Raw genomic sequence first — 15,740 nt, 5'->3', positions numbered from 1 at the left:
TCTCATTCTCCGCTCCGGCCGAAGCCGGTGAACCGGCCCTGAAGCAGGGTCACTCCGATGATGAGGGCGGTGAGGACGAAGGCTCCGGCCGAGCCGATGCCGTAGTTCTGGCTGCCCATGGCGGTGTTGTAGAGGTGGACCAGCGGTGTCTGCACGGGGGCGGTGGCCGTTCCGGAGAGACCGCTGTTGAACAGGTTGTAGAACTCGTCGAAGGCCTGGAAGGCGGCGATGAACAGCAGCATCAGTACGGCGACGGAGGTGTTGCGCAGCATGGGCAGGGTGATCTTGGTCAGGAGCCGCCTGCCGGTGGCGCCGTCGAGTGCGGCGGCTTCGTACAACTCCTTGGGGATGGCCTGGAGTCCGGCCAGGAACAGCACCATGTAGAAGCCGACCTGGAGCCAGAGCCGCAGGGTGACGAGCGCCACCCAGTAGAGCGGCGGCGAGGTGGACTGGAGCCAGGGAACGGGATCCGCTCCGAACCAGCCTCCGATCGTGTTGGCGATACCCGCCGGGAGGCCGTTGAACAGGGACATCTTCCACAGCAGCGACGCGGCGACGTACGAGACGGCCGCCGGGATGAGGAAGGTGGTACGGAACAGCGCCCGGCCCCGTCTGATCCGGTGCACCAGCAGGGCGAGACCGAGCGAGGCCGCGAAGGTGAGCGGCACGATGAAGGCGGTGAACAGCAGGATCTGGACGAGGGAGCCGCGGAACTCCTGGTCGGACAGGAGCCTGCGATAGTTCTCGAGCCCGACCCAGTGGCCGAGGGCGATGGTGCCGCGCGCGTCGCTGAGGCTGAGCAGGAAACTCCAGCCGATCGCGACGTACTTGAAGAGACCGAGGCCGATCAGCATCGGCGCGGTCAGCAGGACGAACGCGGCCCAGCCGGCCCGGCCGGGACGTGCCCGGCCGGGCCGCGCGGCGCCGCGCGGGATGACCGCGGGGCGCCGCCCGGCATGCTCGGGCTTCAGTGTGAGGTCCGTCGACTGGCTCATCGGCCGAGCTGCTTGTCGATCTCGCGCTGGGCCTTCTTCACCGCGTCGGCCAGAAGGGCGGCAGGATCGCCCTGCCCCTCGACGATCTTCATCGCGGCCGCGTTGAACATGTTGCTCACGGCGGTGTCCCAGGTTCCCGGGAAGTGCTTCCCGTGCTTGTCGGCGAGCACCACGGCCTCCTTGGCCGTGCCCTGGGAGAGCTTCTCCGCGGACGCCGCGACGGTCCTGCGCGGCGGGACGTGGAAGCCGTAGCTCTCGGCGAAGTCCTTCTGCAGGTCGGTCTGCTGGACCCACAGCCACTGGACGAACTTCTTCGCCGCGGCCACGTTCTTGCCCTTGGCATTGACACAGCTGGTCCAGCCGCCGACGCGGACGACGGGGGCGCCGCCGGCCTTGAAGGCGGGCCACGGCAGCACGCCGAAGTCGTCGCCGAGCGCGGACTTGATCGCGGGATTCGCCCACAGGCCGCTCCACTGCATCGGCACGACGCCCTGGGTGAGGGCGGCGGGGTCCCACCAGTCGGTGGTGAAGCCGAGCAGCAGCGACTTGTCGTCGTGCAGTCGCTTCAGGCCGGTCAGCGCTTCGAGTGCCGGTGCCGATCCGAACGCCACCTTGCCCTCGGGGGTCACGAGGTCGCCGCCGTTGGACCAGACGGCGTTGGTCGCAGAGTCGCCGAGACCGTCGTTGCCGATGAACAGGCCCTTGTTCTTCTTCGTGGTCAGGGCCTTCGCCGCGGCGACGAGACCGTCGAAGGTCGTGGGCGGGGTGATACCGGCCTTCGACAGGACGCTCTTGCGGTAGTACAGCATCATGACGTCGTCGATCATCTTGACGCCGTAGAGCTTGCCGTCGACGGTGACCGCCTCGACGGCGTTCGTGTTGAAGTCGCTCTTGGCGGTGCCGTACACGTCGTCGAGGGCGGCGATCTGGCCGCGGTGGACGAGGCTCTCCTTGAAGTCGCCAATCTCGAACACGTCGGGGGCGGCGTCGGTCAGCAGGGTCGCGTTGACCTTCGCCGAGTAGTCGCCCGGGACCCAAGTCACCTTCACGGCTATGTCGGGGTTGGCCTTGGTGAAGGCCGTGGCGTAGCGGAGCACCGCCTGCTGGGTCCCGGCCTCGCCGTAGGCGTGGTACCAGACGTTGAGGGTGGTCTTCGCTCCGGAGGAGGAACCGCCGGTGGGATCGGTGCTGCACGCGGCCGACAGGACGGTTCCGGCGACGACGAGCAGCGATCCCCTGAGGAATCCGCGTCGGCTATGCTCTGGTATGCGTGTGCTCATGTCGCATCCTTCTGTGTGGGTGTGGCGGAGTGGATGTGCTGCCCGGCCGACGCCTTCGTCATTGCTTGCCGGCAGAGGAAGGCGTCGGCCAGGGAGTCGTACGCGACGGCTGCGGGAGTGCTCAGCCGACGCCGATCGTGGTGGTGGCCGCGTACTGCGGGAAGAGGGCCTGGATGGCCACGGCAGCACCGCCTCGGGCCCATTCCTCCCAAGGGAGCGGCCGCAGCGACAGCGGGCACCGGGAAGCCGCCCCGAAGGCGTGTTCGGCGTACGCGTCCTGGATGTGACGGCTGAACAGGTCGTAGGCGTCGGCGCCTTCGCCGCTGACGACGACACGCTCCGGGCCGACGAGGCTGACCAGTGCGGAGATGCCGACCCCGATGGCGTGTCCGGCCCTGGCGAAGGCTTCGCGGGCTGCCGGGTGGCCCTCCCGGGCGACGTCGGCGGCCTCGCCGAACGTGAGGTGCGGCTCCGCGGTGGCCTGGCGGACCGCCGCGAGGATCGCGTCGGTCGAGGCGATCGCTTCGACGCAGCCGCGCCCCCCACAGCGGCAGCGCGGACCGGTCGGGTCGACGCAGAGGTGTCCGACCTCCCCCGCGACGCCGTACGCCCCCCTGATCAGCTGCCCGTTGACGACGAGCGCGGAACCGATGCCCGCACCGATGGTGACCAGCGCGAAGTATTCGGTGCCGATGCCCTCGCCGAACCAGTGCTCCGCGATGGTCAGGGCCCTGACGTCGTTCTCGACGGTTACTGCCAGGCCAGTGGATTCGGTGAGCAGTTCCGCGAGCGGGACCTCGCGCCAGCCCAGCAGGCCGGAGTGGCGGAGTCGGCCGCTTTCGCGGTCCACGTCCCCGTTGACCGCGACGCCGAGGTGTCGGGTCCGGGCCCGGAACGCGGGTTCGGTGTCGAGCAGTTCGTCGACCAGTTCGGCGGTCAGCTCGGCGACGGCCCCGGGGGTGCAGCCGTCGAGCGGCCGGCCCGCGGTGGCCCGGATCCCGGCCCGCAGATCGCAGACGGCGCCGAAGACCTGGTCGCCACTGATCTTCAGTCCGATGAAGTACTCCCGGTCGGGGTCGACCGCGAGCGGGTTGACCGGTCGGCCCGCACCGGGCGCGGTGCGCTCGGGCGGAAGTTCGTACAGATAGCCGTCGTCGATGAGGGGCCTGGCCGCCTTGGTGACCGCGGTCGAGGAGAGTCCCGTCCGCCGTGCCAGTTCCACTCTGCTGAGCGGCCCCTCCGCAAGAAGCAGGGCGAGAACCGCGGTCTCGGCGGGCGCACTGACCAGAGGGCGGGAGTGATGTCGAAACACGGGAGCAACATAGAGCAAATAAATAACTTCTTCCAGTATTGATTTGAGTGTTGGTGCCGCCCTACGCTCGGGCCCTCCTCTGCTCCCCCAGGACTTCTCGAACACCGCGTCGCCTTGGCGGTGTTGTGTCACCTTTTCTCCAAGTCGCCCTGGACCGCACCCTGTTCCACACCAGACCTCAGGGGATCCATCCGTGCACGCCACGCTCCCGCCCGTCACCTTCGAACCCGGCCCCGGCCTCGCGGTCCTGCGCACGCCGAACAGCCTCTACGCGCTGCGCCTCGCCTCCGACGGCAGCCCGCGACACCTCCACTGGGGCCTGCCGCTCGACACCGCGACACTCGCCGACGTCCCCGACGCGGTCTCCCCTGCGGCGAGCAGCTTCGAGGCCGACGCGGCCGCCGACGAACTCGCGCCGCAGACCGGGGCGCGCTTCGGCCCGGCCGGCCTTCAGGTCCGCTTCGCCGACGGGACCCGGGGTGCCCAGTGGCGGTTCGCCGGTCACACCATTGACGGCGGCGAACTGCGGTTGCGCCTCGACGACCGGCACCACCCTCTGCGGGCCGAACTCTGCTACCGCGTCCGGAGCGACACCGATGTCATCGAGCGCTGGACGGAACTGACCCACACCGGGGCCGCGGACGGTCCGCCGGATCCGATCACCGTCGACCGGCTGGACTCGGCGTCGTGGACCGCTCCTCCGCTGTCCGACTACCGGCTCAGCCATCTGACCGGGGGCTGGAACAGCGAGTTCCAGCTCCAGCGAGACCGGCTTCCCGTCGCAGAGACCGGACTGACCAGCCGTCGAGGTCTCACCAGCCACCACGCCAGTCCCTGGCTGGCCCTCGACGACGGCACCGCGAGCGAGGACCAGGGGGAGGTCTGGAGCACGGCGCTCGCCTGGAGCGGCAGCTGGCGCGTCACGATCCACCGCGACCCGACCGGCCGCACCACCTGGACCGGCGGATTCGGCCACGAGGGTCTCAGCTGGACCCTGCAGCCGGGCCAGAGCCTGCGCACACCGGTGTACGCCGGGCTGTACACCCCGCACGGGTTCGGCGCCGCCAGCCGCGCCTGGCACCACCACGTGCGCGGGCACGTACTGCCCGAGCCCGGGCGCGACCGGCCGGTGCTCTACAACTCGTGGGAGGCCACCGGATTCGACGTGGACGAGGCCGGCCAGATCCGCCTCGCACACCTGGCTGCCCGCGTCGGTGCCGAACTCTTCGTCCTGGACGACGGATGGTTCGGCAGCCGTCGCGACGACCGGTCCGGACTCGGCGACTGGACTCCCCGCCCCGAGGCCTTCCCCCGTGGACTTCACCCGCTCGCCGACGAGGTGCACCGCCTCGGCATGGACTTCGGGCTGTGGGTCGAGCCGGAAATGGTCAACCGTGACAGCGAGTTGTACCGCGCGCACCCGGACTGGGTCCTCCACTCCCCCCAGCTCGACGCGACCGAACTGCGCAACCAGCTCGTGCTGAACTTCGCCCGGCCCGAAGTCGAGGCCTGGGCCCAGCAGACCCTCGACCATCTGGTGCGCGAGAACGGCGTCGACTGGCTCAAGTGGGACGCCAACCGGGCCTTCACCGAAGCGGGATGGGACGGCCATCCCGACCCCGACCGCCTGTGGATCGACCACACCCGTGCCGTCCACCGCATCATGGACCGGCTCCGCGCCGCCCACCCCGGTCTGCGCATCGAGGCGTGCGCGGGTGGCGGCGGGCGCGTCGACCTCGGCATCCTCGCCCGCACCGATCAGGCCTGGACCTCGGACAACACCGACCCGGTCGACCGGATCGGCATCCAGCACGGCTTCGGTCAGCTCTTCCCCGCCCAGGCCATGGCCGCGTGGGTGACCGACAGCCCCAACACCGCCACCGGCCGGCGCACTCCTCTACGCTTCCGCTTCCATGTCGCCATGGCGGGCGCGCTGGGTCTCGGCGGAGACCTGACGTCGTGGTCCGAGGAGGAACTCGCGGAAGCCGCGGAGCTCGTGGCCGAGTACAAGCTGATCCGCCCGCTCGTGCAGAGGGGACACCAGCACCGGGTCGCCCCGGCCGCCGAGCCCGTGACAGCCGTCCACTACGCGGCACCGGACGACAGCGAGCACGTGCTTCTCGTCTGGCGTCCCACGACCCGCTTCGGCCACCGCCCCGCCCCGGTGCGGTTGCCCGCTCTCGACCCCGAGGCGCGCTACCTGGACCCGGAACTGAACCAGGTCCACAGCGGCGCCGTCCTCGTACGCCACGGCATCGACCCGCGGCTGCCCGTCGGCGACTACGCCAGCAGCCTGATCCGGCTCCGCCGTGTCGGCCCCTGACACCTCCCTCTCACACCCACCCACGACTCCCCTGGAACCGCCCATGAACAGCGCCCACGTACTGGTGATCGGCATCGACGGCGTACGCCTCGACCTGCTCCCCGAACTGCATACGCCGCATCTCGACGGGATCGCCCGCGCAGGCTTCCTGGCCCCCGTCGAGGTGGACTCCGTGACGCCGACGATGTCGGGCCCTTGCTGGACCACCATCGTCACCGGCGTCGGCGTCGCGAAGCACGGCGTCTGGGCCAACCGTTTCGACGGCAACCGCCTCGACCTCTTCCCCGACTTCACGACCCGCCTCGCGGCCGACTGCGGACGACGAACCTTCGCCGTCGGCGGCTGGGCACCGTTGTTCCTCGCCCAGGACGGCGGCCCCCTCTTCGTCTCCCCCACCAGGCTCCGCTACATCGCCCCCCGCGAGGACACCCCAGAGGCCTGGGAGGAGGTGGACGACAGGGTGACCGACGACGCGGAGCACCTCCTCGGGCTGGACGAGGACCTCCACGCCGGCTTCGTCTATCTCGGCGCCGTCGACGAGACCGCCCACTTCCTCGGCTGCGGCGAGGAGTATCGCCAGGCGATCGAGGCGGCGGACCGACGCCTCGGTCGCCTCCTCACCGCCATACGTGATCGCCCCGGCCACGCGGCGGAGCGGTGGACGGTCATCGTGGTGACGGACCACGGCCACCGCGACGAAGGGGGCCACGGAGGACGAAGCCGACAGGAGCGTACGGCCTGGATCGCCGCCTCCGGTCCCGGCCTGACCCCCGGCACGGCCCCGTCGCCCCTCCACCACGCCGACGTCGCCGCGCACGTCTTCACCGCCCTCGACATCACGCCCGACCCTCACTGGACCTTGGACGGCACCGCGTTCACCGCGTGAGCCCAGCGAGGAAGGCCCAGGACACCGTGTCGAGCCGCCTGCCCCGGGGGCGCCGTCGCTGCACGGCGCGCCGGCCATGACGTAAGGCTCTGGAGGGGCGTAGTACGTCGGCCTCGATGACCACTGCGGGCGGGCAGCTGAAAGCGTGTCACGTGCCCGGCAACGGAATGAGTGGAATGAGTTCATGGCTGCAGTGATCGCAATGCTGGAAGAGCTCAGGGATATCGCCCCGCTGACCGCCGAGGGCGCGGCGGCGCGGTTCGCGGCCCAGGAGTGGACGCCCGGGGGCAGGCCCCGCGACGGCGTGGAGGCATCGTGGGACAAGGACGGCGTCGGGGGCTGGATCCAGACGTTCGGCGGTGGGGTGGTCTGCGTCTCGTTCTATGTCTGGATCCGCGACGTCGACGAGTCGGGCTACTTCGACGACCTGGATGCCGTCTACGAGCAGGGGGAGCAGGCGCTGGCCCGCTTCCTGCCCGAAATCGAGGAATCTCCTCTCGCCGGCCACCTCGTCGAGGCCGAGCAGACGGCAGCGGACAGGGACGAGTTCATCGCGTTGAAGAAGTGGACCCTCGACGGCCGGATCCTGACCGCAGGCGTGGTCCAGCAGGACACCGATCTTCCGGTGATGGTCGTGGTGGCGCTGGAGGAGCCGGACCCTGCCTGACCCACCCCACCCCGCACGTCGGAACGCCCGCGCCTACCCGGGCGAAGTCGCAGCTGATCACGGTGGGGAGCCATCGCTTCTGGCAGGGCCAGGCGGGGCTGCCGGCCCTGCTGGCACAGCGCTCGACCCTGCTGTGCGCGGGCGCCCGCGCCGGCCAGGTCACGCTTTCCGGTCCCCCGGATTCCGCGAGGAGCTCGCCGACCGGCTCCAGGACTATCTCGGTGCCCGTGGCATCACCGACCTGGAGCGCGCGGCAGTGGTCGGCGGGCACACGGTGGACCTGCTGTTCACGGTGTGCGGGGAGAACACGGCTGTGCTCATCGACACGGGCCCCTTGCCCGGGCAGGATCCCGCGCGCCATCTGCGGCTCACCCACGCACGCGGTGACCTGCTGATCGGGCTGCCGTCCGGCGGCCGGGGCGCGAAGCCCGCGCCGGTGGCCAGGGCGGTGCGACTGCCGGCCTGGGAGGCGATGCTGGATCCGCTCTTCGCCTGACCGCTCGCACACGGCATGGGGGCTCGCGGGCTCGCGTCACATCGCAGGCGTCCGGAGCGTCAGGGCCGGGACGAGCCTCCAGCCACCCGTCGAGGACATGGACGTTGCGCAGACAGGTCGGTACGGCAACTCCGGGCGCAAGGGAGCACCGTGGTCACCTCAGGGCGTCCCGTTCGCAGTGGATGGCCTGCCCGAGGGCGTCGGACCGAGGGAGCCGACCGGGCAGGGTCACGAGAGGAGACGATCGATCGTGTGCGCGAACGACCTGTAGCCGTTCCAGACCTCGTCAGCACACCCGGAACCCGGCATCAATACGGCCGGCAGGTGGGCGACACGCCACATGCGATACGTGTCCCGCACCGCCCCGGGATCACGCATTCCGACCAGGCCGGCCGCTGCACGGATCGCTTCAATGATCAGTTCGGACAGCGAAGTACTGGATTTCTCTCTGGCCACAGCAGCACCCACGAGGGCGTGCATGAGCCTCACCAATTGCAGGTCGCGCCCTGCTTCGACCATTCGACGCACCGACCGGGGGTTTTCGAGAGCTGGAGAAAACTCCTCGATGCCGCCGGACCACAGCAGCAGGGACGGAGCCGTCACTTCATGGTCACGATGCCAACCGAGCCCATCCACCAAGGCCATCGTCGAGTCAGGGAAACCACCGCTCTCCTGCGCAACTTGCAGGATTCCATCCAAAGCGGCGTGATTTCGCCGCACAAAACTCCCGACGGAGACACGGTCGAGTGAAACACGGAACTCGCCATCGACCACCGCACATATTTCAACGACGCCCCCCAAGGGCCCAAAAATCTCGCGCGCAATAGCGACTCCGGCACCTTCCGGAAGATTTCCCATATTTCCTCCCCCTGGCTGTTACGGCCGGCTCCCGACCGCCCCACATTCCGCACCGCATCGCGCTCGTCGAGCTCCATCGCCCCCTCCTGAGGCGCGCATCATCAAAGGAGGGGAGACCATCGACGAGGAGTGACGATGAGGTTGTCGTTTCTTGAACCCCTCTACGCGGAGCCGGGTCCGTTCGCCTCCGTGTACCTGGACACCTCCCGAGACGTCGAGCATCCCGAGCGAGCTATCGCGCTGCGCTGGCAGCGGCTGCGCGAGAGTCTGTCCCGTCAGGGCTCGGACCTGGCTCTGCTGAACGTACTGGAGGAGGCGGTCGGTGCCGACACAGCGGTGCCGGGGGTGCATGGTCAGGCCATCTTCGCCGCCCACGGCACACTCGTCCTGGACGGGGAGCTGCCCAGGCCGCCCGAACGCGACTCCGCGCGTTACAGCACCCTGCCGGACGCGATGCCCCTGGTCACACAGCACGTTCCGGAGATCCCCTACATGGCCGTGGTCGTCCACTACGGCGGCCTCCCGACCGCCGAGACCCACGGCTGGGTGACTCTGGAGGCGGAGGCCGGCACCTGGCCCACGTCCACCGTCACCCCGGGTGAGCGGCTGCACCGCAGGGTCGCGGTGGCGACCTGGCACCGCACCTCCCTCCGGCTCGGCCACCGGCTGGACGAACGGGCGCGGCGCGCCCATGCCGACGCCGTCGTCGTGGGCGGGGACGAGTGGGCATGCAACGTACTGATCCGCCGCCTGCCGCACGCCCTGCGGGACAAGGTCGTACGCGTGGGCGGCCGGACCCCCACCAACACCGGACGCGCCCTGCTGGAGCCGCAGCTCGACGGCGTCTTCCGCGGCCACATGGCCGCGCACGACCGGGAACTCGTGGACATCTTCATCGGCCGGCGCGCCCTGGACGGGCCCATGGCGGAGGGGCTGGCCGCGACTGTCGCCGCCCTCCAGCGCGGCCAGGTCGCGGCACTGCTGCTGAACCGGCCGCCAGGGTCTTCGCTGCGGCTCTGGACAGGCTCCCAGCCCACTCAGCTCGCCCTGACCGAGGCGGAACTGATGTCCTTCGGCGTTCGGGCCCCGCGCGAGGAACGCGCCGACGAGGCCCTCGTCCGGGCCCTCGTCGGCACCAGCGCCGAGCTGGTCGTCGTACCGGAGAACGAGCTGAGGCTGCACGAGGGCGTGGGCGCTCTGCTGCGGTACATCGACCCGGGGACCCCGTCCTGACGTCGGCCCGCCGCGCCTCCCGGTGGTGCGGTTACCGTCGCGCCCCCGCGTCGTGGCGAGGGATTGCGGATACGCCCACCGGCGGCCCCAGGGCACCCGTGCTCGCGGCGCATGCTCAGCCCTGGGGCGTTCCCTGCATCCGTTCCTCCGCGACATCCAGGGAATGGCGCACCGCACCCAGCGCCACGGCTTGTTCCCCCAGTGTCGACGCATGCACGGTGACCGGTACCAGGGCGTGGAGGTGGAGATGACGGCGGACCGGCTCCAGCAGGGCGTCTCCCGCCCGGGACACTCCGCCACCGATGACGACGCGGTCCGGGTCGAGCACCAGCAGCATCGCGGCCAGACCGCGTGCGAAGCGGGCAGCCACCCGCTCCACGACATCGGTGGCGGCCCGGTCACCGGCCGCCGCCGCCTCGAAGAGCGGTGCGATGTCGTCCTCGTCGCCTGTCGGCGCGCCGGCCTCCAGGGCGAGCCGATGGATGGCTGCCGCCCCGACCAACCGCTCGAACGGTCCGGTGCCGTCGGAGGGGCGCGGTCCTGGAGGTGCGTCGGGGTCGGATGCCAGGTCGATGAAGCCCAGTTCCCCGGCGGCGGCCGAATGCCCGCGATACGGCTTGCCGTTGATGATGATGCCGCAGCCGATGCGCCGGCCCCACTGCACGAACACCAGGCTCTCGGCCTTGGCGTCGGCCCCCCGCCGCCGTTCGGCGAGGACGGCGAGGTTGACGTCGTTGTCGATGAACACCGAGCAGTGCAACCAGTCGCCGAGTCGCGTCACCGCGGGCAGCCCGGCCCAGCCGGGGATGCTCGGAGCCAGCAGTATCTCGCCGCGGTCCCGGTCGACGATGCCGGGCGTGCCGACAGTCACCGCCCACAGGTGGGACAGCGGAACTCCCGCCTCCACGACCGCGGTGGTCAGTGCGGCACGAACGGTGTCGAACATCTGGCGCCCGTCAGTGCCCGCGTCCACCGCTGCACGGTGGACCGTCAGGACCCGCCCCGCGAGGTCTGCGATCGCCACGAGCACCTTGTGGGGTCCGATGTCGATTCCGGCGACGTATCCCGTCTCGGCACGGAACCTGGCGTACTGGGCCGGCCGTCCGGGCTGCAGCGAATTGCCCGTGGATGTGAACTCCACCAGGCCGCGGTCCCGCAGGTCCGCCAGGGCTCTCGTCACCGCGGGCCGTGACAGCCCCGTGGCCGCGGCGAGGCCACTGACGCTGGTGGCGGCGGAGTCGGCCTCCCGCAGCGCCGCCAGGACGGCAGCGACGTTCATCTGCCGAAGCACATGCGGCCCGTTGGCCGCTGTTCTCCTGGCTGCCATGTGCGTCCGTACCCCCGCCCTCCCCGCTGTCGTGCTGGGCACTCTACCCAGCCGATCCACAACGAGCGGTCCGGTGTATTGACGGGCTCCAGCACTCGCCTCCATATTATCGAACGCTCCATTAATAATCCCTCTCTGATGGGCTGCCAATGAGAGAACCGAGATCCTGGGCCGCCGCGTTCTTGGCCATGGCCCTTGCCGCACTGGCCACGGTCCTGGGCACTTCCACCACTACTGCAGCCACCGGGACCGGGGCCGCCGCGGTGACCTCCGCCGGCCGGCCCTCCTTCGCCACAGGTCCGGCCAGGGCAGCGCTCGCACGGCTGCTGCCGCGCCACGTCTCCCAGTTCACACTTGTCGCGGTGAGCCGCCCCGAGTCCGGCGACTACTTCACCGTCTCCGGCAGCGCCGGCGATCTCCGTGTCCAGGGAACCAGCCCCGCCGTGATCCTCAGCGGCGTCAACTGGTACCTGAAGTACGGCGCGAAGGTCGACCTCGGATGGCCGGGCGACAGCACGGCGAAACTGCCCCGCATACTGCCCGCCCCCGCCGGCACCGTCCGCAAGGACGCCTCGGTGCCGCACCGCTTCGCGCTCAACGACACCGACGACGGCTACTCCGGCGCGTACCGCGACTGGGCCTCCTACGAGAAGCAGATCGATCTGCTCGCCCTGCACGGCGCGAACGAGGTCTTCGTCCAGACGGGCGCTGACGCCGTCTACTACGAAACCCTCCAGGACTTCGGCTACTCCAAGGACGAACTCCGGTCCTGGATCCCCGGCCCGGCACACCAGCCGTGGTGGCTGATGCAGAACATGTCCGGTTTCGGCGGCCCCGTCTCCGAGCAGCAGCTGAAGGATCGCGCGGAACTCGGCCGCAGGATCGCGGACCGACTGCGCCAACTCGGCATGACCCCGGTACTGCCCGGCTATTACGGCACAGTTCCGCCGCGGTTCACGGAGAAGAACCCCACCGGACCGGTCGTCCCGCAGGGCGGCTGGGTCGGCTTCGACCGGCCCGACTGGCTCGACCCGCGCAGCCGGATGTTCCCCGAGGTCGCCGCCTCGTTCTACCGCCACCAGCGCGAACTCTTCGGCGACTCCACGATGTACAAGATGGACCTGCTCCACGAGGGCGGGAGGCCGGGCGACGTCCCCATCGGCGACGCCGCCAAGGCCGTGATGAACGCGCTGCAGACCGCGCACCCCGGTGCCACCTGGACCCTGCTCGGCTGGCAGAACAACCCCTCCACGCAGATCATCGACGCCGTCGACAAGAGCAAGCTGTTCATCGTCGACGGCCTGTCCGACCGCTACGACGGCCTCGACCGGGAAGCCTCCTGGCACGGCGCGCCCTACGCGTTCGGCACGATCCCCAACTTCGGCGGCCACACCACCATCGGCGCCAACACCGCTGTCTGGACCGAACGCTTCGACCAGTGGCGCACCAAGCCCGGCAGCGCGCTGAGAGGCATCGCCTACCTTCCGGAAGGCACCGGCGGGAACCCCGTCGCCTACGAGCTGTTCACCGAACTGGCCTGGCGTACCGGCCCGGTGGACCACAGGGCGTGGTTCGCCCAGTATGCGGAGCGCCGCTACGGCGGCGTGGACCCGCACGCCGCCAAGGCGTGGGAGCTGCTGCGCAGCGGCCCGTACAGCACCTCGTCCGGCACGTGGAGCGAGTCCCAGGACAGCCTCTTCACCGCACGCCCCCGGCTGACGGCGACCACCGCGGCCAGCTGGAGCCCCGGCGCGATGCGCTACGAAGCGAGCACGGTGCAGCGGGCGCTGATCGAACTGCTGCAGGTCGCGCCCGGACTGCGGAACACAGACGCCTATCGCTTCGACCTGGTCGACGTCGCACGGCAGGCCCTGGCCAACCACAGCCGGACCCTGCTCCCGCAGATCAAGGCCGCCTACGACGCCAAGGACCTGCCCCGCTTCCGTCAGCGGGCCGCCGAGTGGAAGAGCGACCTCGCCCTGCTGGACGAACTCCTCGCCACCGACGCCCGGTTCCTCCTCGGTCCCTGGCTGGAGGACGCCAAGTCATCGGGCACCACGGAGGCGGAGAAGGCGGCGGCCGAGTTCGACGCCCGCTCCATCCTCACTACCTGGGGCGACCGCTCCGGCAGCGACTCGGGCGGCCTGCGCGACTACGCCAACCGGGAATGGTCCGGGCTGGTCTCCGACTTCTACGCCATGCGCTGGACCAAGTACCTCGACTCCCTCGACACCGCGCTGGCCACCGGCCGGGCACCGGTCTCCATCGACTGGTTCGCCGTCGAGAACGCCTGGAACCAGCAGCGCGACACCTACCCCGTCAAGGCCTCGGGCGACCCGGTGGCACTGGCCACCGCGATACGCGACGCCCTGCCCGCCCCGCCGCCCTCGGGACCGGTCACCGGCTCCGACGGCACGTGCGTGGAGGTTGGGCCTGGGGCGTCCGCTGCTGCGGGACGGGAGGAGGCGGTGCGGCGCGGCGCGGCACCGATGGCTCAGGACTCCGGTTCGCCCTTCCCGTGGCACCAGGTCCGCAGCAGCACCCTCCGCCCCTTCGCCTCCCGCGCGACGAGCTCGTCCGCGGTGGGCACGAATCCGGCCGATCGCGCCACGGCGGCGCTCGGGGCGTTCTCGACCTCTGTCCGCAGAATCACCCGTCTCGCGTCCAGGTGCTGAACGGCGTATTCGGTGGCGACCGCGACCGCCGCGGACGCCAGTCCGCGACGCCGGTACCGGGGCCCGACACCGTAGGCGAGCTCGATGTCCCGGTCGTCCAGGTCGTCCTGAAAGAGCAACACCTCCCCCTGCGGCTGCCCGCCGTCGGCCGTGATGGCCAGTTGCACACAACGGCCTTCGCTCCGGGCCTTGCGGGCCCGCCCGAGGTACTCGCGAGCGGCGTCCACATCGAACGGCGAAGGTACGCACAGCACGAGGTCGGGCCTGGCCGCGTAGAGCTCGCTGGTCGGGTCGGTGAGGTCGAAAAGCCAACTGTCGTACGAGGACAGGGCGGTGCGCAGCACGATGCCGTGCCGGGCGGCCTCGGCGGCGAGGGCGGGGACGACGGGGGCGACGGTTCCGCTGCCGGTGACGGCGACGGCGAAGGCGGGGGCCGTGGGGTGTGCGGCGAGCACCGCTTCCGGGTCGAGGCGGCTCAGGAGCTCTCCCGCACGGGCGAGTTCGGTCTCGTCGGCCTCGGCGAGCAGGGTGCCCAGCCGGAGGTACTGGGCGGCGAGGGTGCCCGCCTGCTGGAGTTCGAGCAGGCGCTGGGTGAGGGAGGCGGCGTCTGGCATCGGGGTCAGTCCCTCTCCAGCGCGAAGCCGGACTTGATCCATTTGCTGGACTCGATGGCGATGCCGAGGGCGCGTTTGCCGGGGCCGAGCCGCTCCAGGGCCTGTTCGAGCTGGAAGAAGCTGAGGCCGTTGCCGTTGTTGCCGGTCTCGTCGACGCAGCTGATCTCGGCGGCCCCGGGCAGGTCGAGTCTGCGGACGATGCGTTCGGTCATCCGGCCCGAGAGCTGCGGGGGCAGCAGGTGGTCGACCTGGTCGCGTTCCCAGCCGACCTCCCCGAGGAGGGTGTCGAGGACTTCGGCCGCCATGCCGGGGACGTACTGCTCGATGGCCTTGTAGTCCTCGGCTGCGGGTGCCCGGTCCGAGTCGCGGTCGACGGGTCCGAACCACTCCAGGACGGCGCCGGGTTCGCGGCCGCGCCCGACGAGCCGGGTGTGCACGGCGCGCAGGCGTACGGCGTCGGCGGCGTCGGCGGTTGTGAGCACCGCGGCTCCGGCGCAGGCCACGATCGCCCTGGGCGCGGCACTCAAGCTGCTGCACGGCGAGGAGCTGGACCGTCTCCAAGGAGGCAGCATCACCCGGAACTTCATCACGTGGCTGGAGGAAGTCCGGCTCGAATGCCAGGAGATGCTCATCGAGTCAGGCCTCTCGCTGGGCCGGCACCGCGAGTCCATCAGCACCCTCCAGTTCCTGACCGCCCGCTACCCCCTGCACGAGGCCTTCTACCGCCAACTGATGATCGCCTTCTACCGCAGCGACCGCCGAGCCGAAGCCCTCCGCACCTACCAGGCGGCCCGCGGCACCCTGCGCGAGGAACTGGGCCTGGACCCGTGCGACGCCCTCTACGACCTCCACCACGCCATCCTCCTCGCCGACGACCGCCTCCAACTGCGCCAGGCCCTCTGACCCCGGGGCAGGCGAGGCCACCCGGCCCCGCCTGCCCCGGGTGCTGGTCCCGGTTGCGCTGGACGGGCGGATGTGTCCTTCGGTAATTTCTACAGACCGTCCAGTCGCCTAGTCACCGTGTCGAGTGTCGGCCAAGGAGGACCCTCGCGCAGCAAGCGCAGGAGTTCCTCT

The 15,740-nt window shown here is 70.4% G+C and carries 13 protein-coding genes and 1 pseudogene; 7 read left to right on the top strand and 7 right to left on the bottom strand.

Annotated features, from left to right (window positions below):
- Nucleotides 1–2: 2 nt before the first annotated feature.
- The 3 genes from OG842_RS34810 to OG842_RS34800 all read right to left on the bottom strand — a co-directional run bounded on the left by OG842_RS34810 (nucleotide 3) and on the right by OG842_RS34800 (nucleotide 3,587).
- Nucleotides 3–995, bottom strand: coding sequence for a carbohydrate ABC transporter permease (locus OG842_RS34810; RefSeq protein WP_266735169.1), 993 nt, complete (start codon nucleotides 993–995; stop codon nucleotides 3–5).
- Nucleotides 992–2,275, bottom strand: a complete 1,284-nt coding sequence (locus tag OG842_RS34805) for an ABC transporter substrate-binding protein (RefSeq protein ID WP_266735170.1) — start codon at nucleotides 2,273–2,275, stop codon at nucleotides 992–994. Before OG842_RS34805 ends, OG842_RS34810 begins: the two co-directional genes overlap by 4 nt.
- Before the next feature lie 121 nt (nucleotides 2,276–2,396).
- Nucleotides 2,397–3,587, bottom strand: a complete 1,191-nt coding sequence (locus OG842_RS34800) for an ROK family transcriptional regulator (RefSeq protein ID WP_266735171.1) — start codon at nucleotides 3,585–3,587, stop codon at nucleotides 2,397–2,399.
- Nucleotides 3,588–3,780: 193 nt separating this feature from the next.
- Here OG842_RS34800 and OG842_RS34795 point away from each other — a divergent pair, with 193 nt between their 5' ends.
- From OG842_RS34795 to OG842_RS34780, 4 genes are all read left to right on the top strand, one after another.
- Nucleotides 3,781–5,910, top strand: a complete 2,130-nt coding sequence (locus OG842_RS34795; protein ID WP_266735173.1) for an alpha-galactosidase — start codon at nucleotides 3,781–3,783, stop codon at nucleotides 5,908–5,910.
- A 43-nt stretch (nucleotides 5,911–5,953) separates the two neighbouring features.
- Nucleotides 5,954–6,796: an alkaline phosphatase family protein gene (locus tag OG842_RS34790; protein WP_323185854.1), complete on the top strand. Its 843-nt coding sequence runs from the start codon at nucleotides 5,954–5,956 to the stop codon at nucleotides 6,794–6,796.
- Between the two features lie 184 nt (nucleotides 6,797–6,980).
- Nucleotides 6,981–7,463 carry a hypothetical protein gene (locus OG842_RS34785; RefSeq protein ID WP_266735174.1) on the top strand — a complete coding sequence of 161 codons (483 nt, stop codon included), beginning with the start codon at nucleotides 6,981–6,983 and terminating at the stop codon, nucleotides 7,461–7,463.
- Nucleotides 7,464–7,596: 133 nt separating this feature from the next.
- Nucleotides 7,597–7,959: a hypothetical protein gene (locus OG842_RS34780; RefSeq protein ID WP_266735176.1), complete on the top strand. Its 363-nt coding sequence runs from the start codon at nucleotides 7,597–7,599 to the stop codon at nucleotides 7,957–7,959.
- A 228-nt stretch (nucleotides 7,960–8,187) separates the two neighbouring features.
- On the opposite strand, the gene OG842_RS34775 is transcribed toward OG842_RS34780, so the two are convergent.
- On the bottom strand, nucleotides 8,188–8,817 hold the full coding sequence (locus OG842_RS34775; protein ID WP_266735177.1) for a hypothetical protein: 630 nt from the start codon (nucleotides 8,815–8,817) through the stop codon (nucleotides 8,188–8,190).
- A gap of 135 nt (nucleotides 8,818–8,952) precedes the next feature.
- Here OG842_RS34775 and OG842_RS34770 point away from each other — a divergent pair, with 135 nt between their 5' ends.
- Nucleotides 8,953–10,050, top strand: a complete 1,098-nt coding sequence (locus OG842_RS34770) for a baeRF2 domain-containing protein (protein WP_266735179.1) — start codon at nucleotides 8,953–8,955, stop codon at nucleotides 10,048–10,050.
- Nucleotides 10,051–10,165: 115 nt separating this feature from the next.
- Here the strand turns inward: OG842_RS34770 and OG842_RS34765 are convergent, their stop codons facing one another.
- A complete protein-coding gene (locus OG842_RS34765; protein WP_266735181.1) occupies nucleotides 10,166–11,329 on the bottom strand; it encodes an ROK family transcriptional regulator in 1,164 nt (387 codons plus the stop codon).
- A 197-nt stretch (nucleotides 11,330–11,526) separates the two neighbouring features.
- Here OG842_RS34765 and OG842_RS34760 point away from each other — a divergent pair, with 197 nt between their 5' ends.
- The gene (locus OG842_RS34760; RefSeq protein ID WP_266735183.1) at nucleotides 11,527–14,052 is read left to right on the top strand and encodes an alpha-N-acetylglucosaminidase; all 2,526 of its coding nucleotides are present in this window, start codon (nucleotides 11,527–11,529) and stop codon (nucleotides 14,050–14,052) included.
- On the opposite strand, the pseudogene OG842_RS34755 reads toward OG842_RS34760, so the two are convergent.
- Together OG842_RS34755 and OG842_RS34750 are read right to left on the bottom strand one after the other, a co-directional pair.
- Nucleotides 14,025–14,666, bottom strand: a pseudogene (locus OG842_RS34755) (GNAT family N-acetyltransferase); the annotation flags it as partial. The gene OG842_RS34760 and the pseudogene OG842_RS34755 sit on opposite strands and share 28 nt — an antisense overlap.
- A 5-nt stretch (nucleotides 14,667–14,671) precedes the next feature.
- Nucleotides 14,672–15,148 carry a 3-oxoacyl-[acyl-carrier-protein] synthase III C-terminal domain-containing protein gene (locus OG842_RS34750; RefSeq protein WP_266735185.1) on the bottom strand — a complete coding sequence of 159 codons (477 nt, stop codon included), beginning with the start codon at nucleotides 15,146–15,148 and terminating at the stop codon, nucleotides 14,672–14,674.
- On the opposite strand from OG842_RS34750, the gene OG842_RS34745 reads away from it, so the two are divergent.
- Nucleotides 15,141–15,569, top strand: coding sequence for an AfsR/SARP family transcriptional regulator (locus tag OG842_RS34745; RefSeq protein WP_266735186.1), 429 nt, complete (start codon nucleotides 15,141–15,143; stop codon nucleotides 15,567–15,569). The genes OG842_RS34750 and OG842_RS34745 overlap by 8 nt on opposite strands.
- Nucleotides 15,570–15,740 lie beyond the last annotated feature (171 nt).

Source organism: Streptomyces sp. NBC_00376 (assembly GCF_036077095.1).
Lineage (GTDB): Bacteria > Actinomycetota > Actinomycetes > Streptomycetales > Streptomycetaceae > Streptomyces.
The sequence above is the reverse complement of the archived record's forward strand: the minus strand, read 5'-3'. Positions and strand labels throughout refer to the sequence as shown.

Excerpts from the sequence above, each read along its gene's own strand:
- OG842_RS34810 (WP_266735169.1), bottom strand. The coding sequence starts at position 995 with ATGAGCCAGTCGACGGACCTCACACTGAAGCCCGAGCATGCCGGGCGG.
- OG842_RS34790 (WP_323185854.1), top strand. The coding sequence starts at position 5,954 with ATGAACAGCGCCCACGTACTGGTGATCGGCATCGACGGCGTACGCCTC.
- OG842_RS34770 (WP_266735179.1), top strand. The coding sequence starts at position 8,953 with ATGAGGTTGTCGTTTCTTGAACCCCTCTACGCGGAGCCGGGTCCGTTC.
- OG842_RS34775 (WP_266735177.1), bottom strand. The coding sequence starts at position 8,817 with ATGGGAAATCTTCCGGAAGGTGCCGGAGTCGCTATTGCGCGCGAGATT.
- OG842_RS34760 (WP_266735183.1), top strand. The coding sequence starts at position 11,527 with ATGAGAGAACCGAGATCCTGGGCCGCCGCGTTCTTGGCCATGGCCCTT.
- OG842_RS34765 (WP_266735181.1), bottom strand. The coding sequence starts at position 11,329 with ATGAACGTCGCTGCCGTCCTGGCGGCGCTGCGGGAGGCCGACTCCGCC.
- OG842_RS34805 (WP_266735170.1), bottom strand. The coding sequence starts at position 2,275 with ATGAGCACACGCATACCAGAGCATAGCCGACGCGGATTCCTCAGGGGA.
- OG842_RS34785 (WP_266735174.1), top strand. The coding sequence starts at position 6,981 with ATGGCTGCAGTGATCGCAATGCTGGAAGAGCTCAGGGATATCGCCCCG.